The organism is Bdellovibrio sp. HCB274 (assembly GCF_047306075.1).
Taxonomy (GTDB): Bacteria; Bdellovibrionota; Bdellovibrionia; order Bdellovibrionales; family Bdellovibrionaceae; genus Bdellovibrio.
In genome coordinates this window covers 3302028-3313458 of the sequence record NZ_CP178623.1, presented here as the reverse complement: position 1 = coordinate 3313458, position 11431 = coordinate 3302028, and the positions used below count along the sequence as shown (strand labels likewise).

The 11431-nt window shown below is 47.4% G+C and carries 8 protein-coding genes; 4 read left to right on the top strand and 4 right to left on the bottom strand.

Annotated elements, in window-relative coordinates:
- The first annotated feature begins 3 nt into the window (after nucleotides 1–3).
- Complete coding sequence (locus ACLWNV_RS16030; protein WP_413585448.1) at nucleotides 4–1065, top strand: protein-glutamate methylesterase/protein-glutamine glutaminase; 1062 nt, start codon at nucleotides 4–6, stop codon at nucleotides 1063–1065.
- A 178-nt stretch (nucleotides 1066–1243) separates the two neighbouring features.
- Nucleotides 1244–3271: a response regulator gene (locus ACLWNV_RS16025; protein WP_413585447.1), complete on the top strand. Its 2028-nt coding sequence runs from the start codon at nucleotides 1244–1246 to the stop codon at nucleotides 3269–3271.
- A gap of 4 nt (nucleotides 3272–3275) precedes the next feature.
- Here the strand turns inward: ACLWNV_RS16025 and ACLWNV_RS16020 are convergent, their stop codons facing one another.
- Nucleotides 3276–4460 (bottom strand): poly(A) polymerase, encoded by a 1185-nt coding sequence (locus ACLWNV_RS16020; protein ID WP_413585446.1) that lies wholly within the window; start codon nucleotides 4458–4460, stop codon nucleotides 3276–3278.
- A 77-nt stretch (nucleotides 4461–4537) separates the two neighbouring features.
- Here ACLWNV_RS16020 and ACLWNV_RS16015 point away from each other — a divergent pair, with 77 nt between their 5' ends.
- Entirely contained in the window at nucleotides 4538–5353 is an 816-nt protein-coding gene (locus ACLWNV_RS16015; protein ID WP_413585445.1) for an alpha/beta fold hydrolase, read from the top strand.
- 45 nt (nucleotides 5354–5398) lie between these two features.
- Entirely contained in the window at nucleotides 5399–7060 is a 1662-nt protein-coding gene (locus ACLWNV_RS16010; protein WP_413585444.1) for a DEAD/DEAH box helicase, read from the top strand.
- Between the two features lie 223 nt (nucleotides 7061–7283).
- Here ACLWNV_RS16010 and ACLWNV_RS16005 read toward each other — a convergent pair whose 3' ends face one another.
- From ACLWNV_RS16005 to ACLWNV_RS15995, 3 genes are all read right to left on the bottom strand, one after another.
- Nucleotides 7284–7940 carry an ankyrin repeat domain-containing protein gene (locus ACLWNV_RS16005; protein ID WP_413585443.1) on the bottom strand — a complete coding sequence of 219 codons (657 nt, stop codon included), beginning with the start codon at nucleotides 7938–7940 and terminating at the stop codon, nucleotides 7284–7286.
- Nucleotides 7940–9229: a D-alanyl-D-alanine carboxypeptidase gene (locus ACLWNV_RS16000; protein ID WP_413585442.1), complete on the bottom strand. Its 1290-nt coding sequence runs from the start codon at nucleotides 9227–9229 to the stop codon at nucleotides 7940–7942. The genes ACLWNV_RS16005 and ACLWNV_RS16000 overlap by 1 nt, the downstream gene beginning before the upstream one ends.
- Nucleotides 9230–9486: 257 nt before the next feature.
- Entirely contained in the window at nucleotides 9487–11388 is a 1902-nt protein-coding gene (locus ACLWNV_RS15995; protein WP_413585441.1) for a hypothetical protein, read from the bottom strand.
- Between the last annotated feature and the right edge of the window lie 43 nt (nucleotides 11389–11431).

Genomic DNA, 11431 nt, shown 5'->3' with positions numbered 1-11431 from the left:
TATATGGGTCAAAAGATTAAAGTTCTCATAGTTGATGACTCGGCCGTGATTCGTAAGTTGCTGGAAAAAATCTTTTCCTCAACGACGGATATCGAAGTGGTGGGTACCGCATCCGATCCCTACATTGCGCGCGATAAACTGGTGGCGCTAAAGCCTGACGTAATGACTTTGGATGTGGAGATGCCACGTATGGATGGCATCAGCTTTCTGGAAAAAGTCATGCAGCACTTTCCGACTCGCACGATTATTTTTTCAAGCTTGGCTAAGACCGGTTCTGAAACTTACCTGCGGGCTCTTGAAGCCGGGGCCATTGAAATTATGGAAAAACCTTCTATCGACGTATCACAGTCGTTGGAAGTTCTGGGACGCGAAATCGTCGAGAGGGTTCGTATGGTTGCGCGTGCACGTATTCAATCAAAAACAAAAGTGGTGACACCTACTGCGCAGGTTACAAAAGTGGACAGAACCTCTTTGGCCAGAACAACCCATCAAATGATTGCGGTGGCTTCCAGTACCGGGGGCACCGAGGCCTTGAAGGTCTTCCTTTCAGGGATGCCGGCGAATATTCCCGGAACGGTGGTGGTTCAGCATATGCCGCCGGGTTTTACCAAGTCCTTTGCGGATAATTTGAACGCCATGTTCCCTTTTGAAGTGAAAGAAGCTCAAGAGGGGGACCAGGTGGTTCCGGGGCGTGTATTGATCGCACCAGGAAACTTCCACATGGAAATCACCCGAAGTGGTGCCTTTTATTATATCAAGCTTCATCAAAACGCCCCAATGCACAGTGTCCGCCCGGCAGCTGATTATCTAATGAAATCAGTGGCTAAGTACGCGGGTAAAAATGCCATGGGAGTTGTTTTAACGGGCATGGGTAAAGACGGTGCCGAGGGCCTTTTGGAAATGAAAAACGCAGGGGCCTTTACGGTCGCTCAAAACGAAGAAACTTGCGTGGTTTATGGTATGCCAGCCGCGGCTGTGGCTCTGGGTGCAGCTGATAAGATTTTGGCATTGGATCGTATCTCGGGCGAGCTGCTAAAACAGCTTGATTTGAGAGAGGCCGCTTAGTCTTTATTACAGAATTTAAATGGAACATGTAAAACGGAGAAAGTGCAGACTTTCTCTGTTTTATTTAATGTCCCTGTGGGAGAATTCGAACACTAGTGCGTATATGAAAAATAACGAGTTGCTCGAATTAGAAATTCGAAAAGTAGATCTGCTTTTAGGGCAGAGTTACACCGCGTTGGTGGCAGTATTGACCACCGCTTATTTCTATACGTACGTCGCTTGGGGCACTGTCTCCCACAAATTCCTGGTTTTCTGGTTTCTGACAATCAACGTTTACGCCGCCGTCAGTTTGGGAATCGTGCCTTTCTGGCGCGAAGCCATGACCAAGATTCAACGTCCCGAACAACTGACTCCGTGGAAGTTCGCGAAGTACTGCATGCTATTGGTTTCAGGTTGTTGCTGGGGTTCGATGGGGTTTGTCGCTCCATGGGCCGGCACCAGTGTGCAAATCTTAACAGCCATGTTGATTGCGGTAATGAGTGCGGGCGGCATGATTTTATACGCTGCCAATCGCACCGCAATGTTCTGTCTTGTCGGTCCCACGATTGTGGGCTGGGCCGCAGGTTACATCGTCTCGGGCCAGGATCATGCTTATCTTGTCGGCTTTATCATGATCATCTATTTCGGCCTGGTGATCTCGCTGGGTCGAACCTTGAATCAGTCCATGTCCACTTTGTTCAGCCTGGATAAAATTCTTATGCGCAGTGAAGAGCGCGTGCGCATGGCGATGGCTTCATCTGAAGCAATGACGTGGGACTGGGATATTCAGCAGGATATGATTTTCCGTGAAGGAAATCTGTCGCTGCTGCCTGAGCAGGTTTTGCTTAAAGATATTCTAAGAGCGCAATTCAACGAAAACCGCGAACTGGATTTTGAAACCAGTTTGATGAATGGAAAAAACGGTACACGCATCCTGGCGTTTCGCGGAAAAATCGAGCGCGATGATGAATCACAAGTATTGCGTACGACAGGCATCGTCTGGGACGTGACAACCAAACGTCATCAGGAATCCCTGCGCCGCGAACGTGACTTGCATGAAGCAGCCAATGAAGCGAAATCCTTTTTGCTGGCAAATGCCAGCCATGAAATTCGCACACCGCTTGCGGCAATTTTGGGGTATGCCGAGGCTTTGATTGCCCATCCAAACCTGGAGCCGTCGGTTTATCGTGATCTTCACTCGATCCAAAGACAGGGTAAGTTCATGACGTCTTTGGTGAATGATCTTTTGGATCTTTCAAAAATTGAAAGTAAAAAGCTCTTCCTGCAAAAAGCTCCGATGAGCCCGGTGCGGGAAATTGAAGACGCTGTTTCAGTGATTCGCACTGTGATCGACAGTCGTCACCAGTTGAAATTGAATTTCCTGACGTTAGTGCCTGATGAAATTCAAATGGACTCGGTCCGCTTCCGTCAGGTTTTAATCAATCTGCTTTCGAATGCAGTGAAGTTCACTCCGCAAGGGGATATTCAGGTCACCGTGTCTTTGGGATTTGATACCAACAATCAGGGGACTTTAAGAATTCGCGTTGCCGATTCCGGAATCGGGATGAATGCGCAAACACAGAAGAATCTTTTCCAGCCTTTCATGCGTGGTGAAGGCGTTGAAGTTCAAAAAGTGGCGGGTTCCGGTTTGGGATTGGCGTTGTCACAGCGTTTGGCGCGTTTATCAGGTGGTGAGCTAAGCCTGATTGAATCCGTCGAAGGCAAGGGCAGCGTCTTTGAATACTCGGTGGAGCTGGGTTCTGTTTCTGATTTGAAACTTGTTGAGTCTCATTTGGCAGGTCGCTTGGTGCAGGAAAGAAGTCTGCAAAGTCAGGCGCGCGAGTATTTGCGCGATTACCGAATCCTGGTTGTGGATGACTCTGAAGATCTGCGCAACCTGATGCACCGATATTTAAACCGTCACGGGGCGGTCGTTGAAGTTTGCGAAAGCGGTCAGGAAGCCCTGGAAAAAGCCACTTTGAACAGCGGATATGATGTGATTTTGATGGATATTAAAATGCCGGTCATGTCCGGGCACGAAGCCACTCAGGCTTTGCGCGGGCGTGGATATACGAAACCAATTATCGCAATCACTGCTCAAGCCAGTTCTGAAGGTGAAAGTGAATGCCTGAGTTCCGGCTTTGACGGCTATTTAAGTAAGCCCGTCGACGTGTCGATGCTGGAAGAAGTGCTGGTTAAAGCACTTCCTGTTAAAAATCCTGTATAAAATTTTAGTGAGTTGGCGGCACTTTCGCGCCATTGAACTTCTCCACCTGCTGCATCCAGTAGTGGATTTCTGCGGCTGTTAAAGAGAAGTCCAGCATGGAAAGTTTCATCGCCAAACCGAAGGCTTCATTTTTAACGAAAGCCATCTGACGACGCTCGCCTTTGCGGGAGTAGTTGTCGATTTTTTTAAGTCCCGACATCAAATGCAAAGCTTTAAAGAATACGGCCGCTTCCTGTTTGAAGATGCCCATTTCCTCGCGAATGAAATATGCCAGTTTTGGATCGTCCGTGATTTCGTTTTCCCATTGGCCTTCGCCGTATTGGGCTTTCATGAATGCAAACATGAAACCTGCGAATAGTTCCAACGGATCCTGACGGTTGATACCGACCTGATTGATGCGCGCTACGTGAAGTTCGAAAGTTTCCATCTTGATCGGATCGACAAAGACAGAATGCAGGCCCGGAAGAATTTGTTCCAGGATGTGCAAATCAAACAGCTCCATAAAGGCCAAGTGCGGCTCGTTCAGGCGCATGAACTTCAGCCACTCTTCACGACGGCGAGGCAGCACGGATTTTTTCAATTCCGGTGCACATTCAGCAATCGCGTGGCGCATGGTGGATTCAATCGAGAAATGCAATTTATGAGAAAGGCGGATCGCACGCAAAATACGGATCGGGTCCTCGATAAAGCGATCTTTTGGATCACCAATCATGCGCAGGACGCGGTTTTCAATATCCTGAATACCACCACAGAAATCGATCAGCTTGTTATTTGCCGGATCGAAGAACACTGCGTTTGCTGTGAAGTCGCGGCGCTTGGCGTCCTCTTCCACAGTCCCGAAATAGTTGTCGCCTTCAACCGTGTCCTCTTCAGGAGTTGCGGCTAACTCTTCCGCGCTGATGTTGCGGCGGAAAGTTGCGACTTCGAATTGCTGATCACCGCGTTTGACCAAAACAAGTTTGAATCTGCGACCAATGACGTAAGCATTGGGAACTTTTTTGCGAACTTGATTTGGATGAGCGCTGGTTGCGATGTCGAAATCTTTCGGATGAATCCCGACCATAAGATCGCGCACGCATCCACCAACGAGATAGGTTTCAAAACCAGAATCTTGCAGGTTTTTGACAATTCTTAATGCGTATGGATCGATCCAGTCTTCGTGAAGCTGGGGCTTTTTGGTGGAACTCATTGTCGCTGAATCTACTCCCGTTCCAACCAAAATTCAAACTTGAAATACCCCACTCAAGGGCGCAGGATAGGGGCCTTATGGCATACTTGGATAATTTCAACTATCAGATCTATGGTCCAGAAAATGGACGAAAATGGGTGTTTATTCACGGGCTTATGGGCTATGGCCAGAACTGGCGCCGGATTATTTCAGGCCTGGAGGCGACAGAACGCTGTCTTGCCTACGATCAAAGGGGCCACGGGCGGTCTTTTCAGCCGGAATCAGGTTATTCGCCTGAGAACTATGCCGATGATCTTAAAAAAATCGTGGACGAGCTGGGCTGGGATAAGTTCATTCTGGTCGGTCACTCCATGGGCGGAAGAAACGTTTTGGCTTTCGCTTCGATGTATCCCGAATACGTCGAAAAGCTGATCGTGGAAGACATCGGTCCCGAAGCCGCTGCCAATGCTTATGAATACTATGAGTATCTCTTGAATCTGGCTCCCACGCCTTTTGCCTCCCGGGATGAAGCTCGCAAGTACTTTATGGAGGATTTTGTCAAAACCGCCAAGACCCGAGAAAAAGTCGAAGTCATGGCTCAGTATTTTTATTCAAACATGATTGAAAAACCAGACGGGACCGTCGATTGGCGCTTCTCCAAGTATGGTATTATCGAATCAGTGAAGGCCGGACACACGCGCGAGCGTTGGGACCAGGTCCGTGGCCTGAAAATGCCAACCCTTTGGATTCGGGGCGAGAAGTCTCAAGAGCTTAAGCCTGATATTTATCAGCGAATTTTAGCCGAGAACCCGATGATTAAGGGCGTCGAAATCTCTGGGGCTGGACATTGGGTCCATTCAGATCAGCCTCAGGCCTTTATAGAGACCCTAAAAAGCTTTGTTGGTGACTTTTAAGGCACTGAAAAGTAGGTTTGGGGCTTAGAACCGGAGTATAAGAAATTGAAATTCTCAGAGTTAAATTTAGATCCCGCGCTATCATCTGCAATCCAAAAAACTGGTTTTGACGATTGCACACCGATCCAAGCGCAAGCCATGCCATATATTTTGGATGGCAAAGACGTCGCCGGCCTTGCCCAAACAGGCACCGGCAAAACAGCAGCATTTGTTCTGCCATTGATGGAGCGTATTCTTCGTGCCCGCCCAGCTCACGGCGAAATTTCTGATTCAGAAAAAGAAATCATCGAAAAGCGCGCATTCAAGGACTGGAAACCACAAAACTTTATTTTGGTTTTGGTTCCCACTCGCGAATTGGCAGAACAAGTTCAAGACAACATCATCAAGTTCGGTGTCGACAGCGGCCTTAAAGGTTTCGCGATTTACGGCGGTACTGGATACGACAAACAAAAAGAGGCGCTTAAAAACGGTGTTGAATTCATCGTGGCGACTCCAGGCCGTTTGATCGATCTTTACAAAGAGCACTTGGTGGATTTGAAGCAGGTTCGCGCGATCGTATTTGACGAAGCGGACCGCATGTTCGACATGGGCTTTAAAGACGATATGAAGTACATCCTGCAAAGAGTTCCTCGCGAACGTCAGTTCCTGGTGTTCTCTGCAACTTTGAACTTCGACGTGTTGAATACCGCCTACCAATTCGGCTCCGAGCCGGTTGAAATCAACATCAGCCGTGACCAGGCCAAAGCTGAAAACGTGAAAGATCAGATCTTCCACGTGGGCAACGCTGAAAAACCTCAGCATCTTTTGTCTTTGCTAAAAGTTCATAATCCAAAACAGGCGATTATCTTTACGAACTTCAAAATGAACGTAGAGAAAATCACAAAGTTCCTGGTTGATAACGATGTGCCAGCAATGGCGATCTCAAGCTTGTTAACTCAAGCTCAGCGCAACCGCGTGATCGAGCAGTTCAAAGCGGAAAATCACCTGAACATCCTGGTAGCAACAGACGTTGCAGCCCGTGGTCTGGATATCAAAGGTGTAGACCTTGTTATCAACTACGAATTGCCGATGGATTCTGAATCTTACGTTCACCGTATTGGTCGTACAGGCCGTGCCGGAACAACAGGTCAGGCATTCTCCATGGTGGGCGAAAAAGATATCGAGTCTTTGACTCGTATCGAAGATTATTTGAAACACAAAATCGAAGTGGGCTATTTGGAAAACGAACAGCTGCTTCAGGAATTCAAACCATTCCCAGATCGTTTCGACGGTCACTATCCGAAATCATTGGATGGCGAACGTGGTGAGCGCGGTCCTCGTCGGGAGGGCGGTCGCAGTGGTGGTGGAAACCGTGAACGTGGTCCTCGCCGTGAAGGCGATCGTGGCCCACGTCGCGAAGGTCGTGATGGCAACCGTGGCCCGCGTGGTGAAAACCGCGGTGAAAACAGAGGCCCACGTGAAGAGCGCAAAGGCGCAACTGCTCAGAAGTCCGATGGACCACGTCCAGGACACGCAAAGCGTCCTGAGCATGGAGCAAAACGTCCAGAGCACGGCCAACAAAAACGCGGTGACAACCGTCACCAGGCTCAAGGTGGCAACAAACGCCACGAGCCACGCAAAGGTGCAAGTGCGGTTCGCAGACCACCAAAACCGAAACAAACAATCGGCAAAAAGATTTCCAGCTTCATCAAGAAGTTGTTCTCTTAGTTGAATGCATAGAGATTGAAATTCAGTCTTCCAAGAAAAACCCCGGCGTCAAACCGGGGTTTTTTTATGTCCAAAATGCCTGATGATTGCTTACAGCCCTCGGGCAGCAGCAGCGGCTGTATAACTTCTTTATTAATTAACTGCTGAGATTTGAGTCCATAGTTGCCAAACGTACGCCCGTAGCGGGTGTACAAACTGACAACTTTGACCTCGGAGTGAGGTTTTACTTCTTGGATAGAATGGAAATCAACGAAGTGTTTTTTAGTTCTTTGGAAAGATCCAACGCGGTTTTTCCTTCGTTGTTCTTAACTGACTGATTGGCGCCATTTTGAACCAAAACTTTTGCGATATTGTCGTAACCTGCAAGTACAGATTCGATCAATGCGGTATTACCCAAAGCGTTCTTTTGATCGATGACGGATTTGTTCTTTTTTAAAATCAGGCGAGTCGTTTTCTCGCTGCTTTTGGCTGCGGTGATCAGCAAGGTGTCCTTGTTTTCAGAAAGCACAGGGATATCAACGCTGGCGCCCGCTTCAATTAATAATTTCGCGGCAGCATCCTGGTCATTGGAAACTGCAAGTGCCAAAGCGGTGTCGCTGAATTTGTTTTTTTGTTCCAGGTTTGGTTTGGATTTAAGAATAAGCTTTAGCGCCGTGGTATTGCCATTCATGGCAGCGGCCATCAACGGAGTGATACCATCTTCGTCGCCTTGGGCAGGATCAAAGGATTTATTCTGAACCTGCTTTTTAACTTCAGAGTTCTTTTGCAGCTCAATGGCTTTGTTTAGGTTCTCGACCGACTCGCCGCGGGCGTGGATAGGACCAAACACCGTGAAGAGTGCCACAAGAACATAAAAAATCCAGATCGCTACATTGATCATTAGAACATTCCTAATTTAGGTCCAAACTCCATAACCAGAGCGGATTTGCTATCAAACGGCAGCGCACTGATTTCAGAGTAAGCAATTTTCTTGGAACCATCGTTAATAGTGAACAGAGCGCGAATTCGGTTTTTAATCGCATTCGCGGCGGAACCGTTTTCACCGGAAGAATCTTTGTGCATCAAAATGACAAAATAGATTTTACCATTTCCTGTAGAGATAGATCCCGCCAGTGTTTTGGCTTTATCGACCGTGCCGGTTTTACCGATCATGGCACCTTCCATCGCACCTTTGTAGCGTGCAACAGTGGAGTCCGTATCCACACCAGCCACCGCCATGACGTCAGTCAATGACAGGCCTTTGTTAGCCAGAACTTCATTCAGACGGATCATAACCTTGATCATCGCCGAGCAAGTGCCCTCGTTATAGTCGTACTTTTTCTTGGAGATATAATCAGCGTTATTGCCGGAGCCTAAGTTGAACTGCAGATCACGGTTGTCCATTTTCAAACTGTTTTGCAGATACAGATTGAACGCCGGAGTGTCACCCAGATTCCAATACAGATGATCCGCAATGTAGTTATTGGACTTGTTGTTCATGTTTTTAACGATCTTATGCAGGGGAGCTGAACGGTACGTGAACGAAATGGTCTGGTTGTCCTGCTTGAAATCCTGCTTAGCCAGGAATTCAACTTTGTTGAACTTGATGGAAGGTTTCTTTTCAGGAAGCTCTACGCCCACAGATTTCGCCAGGGAGCGGATGTATTTATAAGAGTTGTCGGCGATCGGAGTGATGAAGCCATTTTCAAGCTCGTGCTTAACATGGGCTACTTGAGCTGCCTGATCAGGATAGTATTTTGTATCACCAGCGATAGAGACGGGCTCTTCAACGTTCCACTCCATCAAAAAGTTTTCATCAAACGTCAACGTATCGATTTGACGGATGTTCAGCTCTTTCATGTTCAGCTGAGCCAGAATGAAGTATCCAACGCTGCGACCGAAGATAGGATCGTGTCCCCCTTCGATATGCATGTCGTAAAGTCCGTCGTCTTTTTTAGTTAAATGAATTTTCGTAGTGAAGCGGTAGTCGGCACCCAGTGTTTCAATGGCCCACAACGAGGTCACTAGTTTTGAAATGGATGCTAGGGGGAACTTTTCGTCCTTGCTGCCATTGCCTTCAATTTGTTTGGAATTGGCCTTCATGGTGCAGGCAGAGTTCAGGTAAACTTTTGCAGAAGCAGTTGTGGTGAATCCCACAATAAGAGCAGCTATTACGAGATGTGTTTTCAAGAATGACACTATCGTTCCCCTTAGTTCTTGATGTAATTGAGCTGGACTACTTAGCAACTAGGGTTCGATTAATATACTTAAAATCCTTTAATCTAAAGAATGTTTTGAAGTCAGGACAATGTTTTCCCGGTGGCCGCGGGCTTAGTCGGTGTATTTATTACAATTTAGCGAAAAGAGGCGGTTTTCAGAGGGGGAAGAGGCTTGAAAACGGTCACAAAAAGTTAAAAAAAAGGGCCCCTTGCGAGGCCCCTGATGTCTTATGGTTTTGCTGTTCCGCCGGTGGAATCTGTCACCAGGCGCAAATCGAATGAGCGGTCATTGATTAGATTTTGGATATAAAGCAGGGACTGATACAGCTGCTGCTTTTCGAAATTACCAAAACGGAAGTTGATTGGATCCACTTTGCGACCCGTGAAAGTCATTTCGTAAGTAACCAGCTGCTCAAAGTGTGCATCCGGCAAAAGAGTCAGGATGAAGTAAGCCCCATGATCACGCCACATAGCAATCTTTTGCAGGTTGCGGAACGCCTCATAGCGCGCCTGATCCGTCATGTATGGTTGCAACAGGTACGAGAAGTTCGCTGAGATTTTCGCGATCTTGTTGCGTCTTAGCTGATCCAGATCCTGATCTTCAGATTTCAAGTAAGCCAGGAACAATTTCTTAACCTGAGCTGCCGTGTAATTTGGAAGAGCATCGTACGCCTCAGGGTGGATGCACACCTGATGGCGGAAGTATCCATTCACGATATCGCCGTTCGAGAAATCCCAGCGTTTCCAGTCAATCTGACGGGAGATCCACTCAGGCAGGATTTCTGTTGTACGATTTTGCATTTTACCGAAGTCTTTTTTGGAAACGTTTCTCATACGCGCTTCGTAAAAGTGCGAAGCCGTTACCAATGAGCCCGGAGTCCATTTCGGATTGGAATTAAAGATAATGTGATCACCTTCCGTGATCTTGTTACCCCAGATACCATAGAAGATTTTGGATTGAGCGGATTTTTGATAAGTGTCCAGGATGTACTGTTTTTCGAGGTTGTTCGCATCGAAGTTTTGCAGTTTGTTTTGCGAGTACATTGTGTTCGCTTCCAGGCGCAGGATGCTCATGGAAAGCTTATAACGGGACATCACGTCCACAGAAGTATTTGAACCTTTAAAGACGCGATCAATGCGGCGTTGGTCCGCTGGCAGATTGTGGTCAGCCATGTAAAGGTCTTCAACCTCTGTCATATCTGTCATCAGCTCATTTTGCAGTTCAGGACGGGAAGCTGTTGGGTCGATCACTTTCAGGTTTTTGAACTTCAATTTTTTGTTCATGAAGTTATCAAATGCCGTCGCGGCTTGCGCATTCTTAAGATCGAATACGTAATCCAGCATGAATACGTCATTCAGACTTTTACCGAAATTCAGGGAAGCCGGTTTCAAATCCACCCAGCGCTCAAGTTTACGATCGATCACACGAAGGCCGACAACTTTAAGCTTGCCCAGGTAATCGATGCTGGCTTTAGCACCTGTACCACGGCTTCTAAGAGTGATTAATTTTACGCGGATTTTATCATCGGCCATGCGGTACAAGTGAATCATGAAATCGCCAGACAGATATACGTGAGTGGAACCACCCAGTTCAATCGTTGGATTCAAATCCGTGGCACCACCGATAGAAAACACGATGCTCAATTTCCCTTGCAAAGCGACGAAGTCGCCCACTTTCAGATTCTGAACAGCTTTTTTGGCCGTGAAAGGGATGTGTTTGATCGAGTAAGGAATAGCACGAAGAGACTCACCCTGAGTTTTGAACTGACGGGCGAAGTAAACTTCCGTGTCATTATCGATTTCCAGACCAAATGGAGTGTCGCTGCCATCGATCAGGTCGCCGACATTGATTTCAGATGTCAGAGTGTATTTATCCAGGCGAGTGTAATAACCATCAAGGTAAGAAGGTTCGGACTTGGCTTTGTACTTTAAGGAAACGTGAAGTCCATCAATGATATCACCGCTAAGACCGATCGTGGCACCGATGTCTTGCTTGGCAATTTGTTTGCGGATTGTTTCGACCACTTTTTTACCGGGTTCAAAAATATCCAAACCGGCTTGAGAGGGAACGGGAACCGTCAGAGCAAGGACAAGCGCGAGCAATCCTGCTTTCAATGATGTCGTATTCAAAGTTGCTACTCCTGATTAGTTAGGGCTCCAATACTAATCAGGA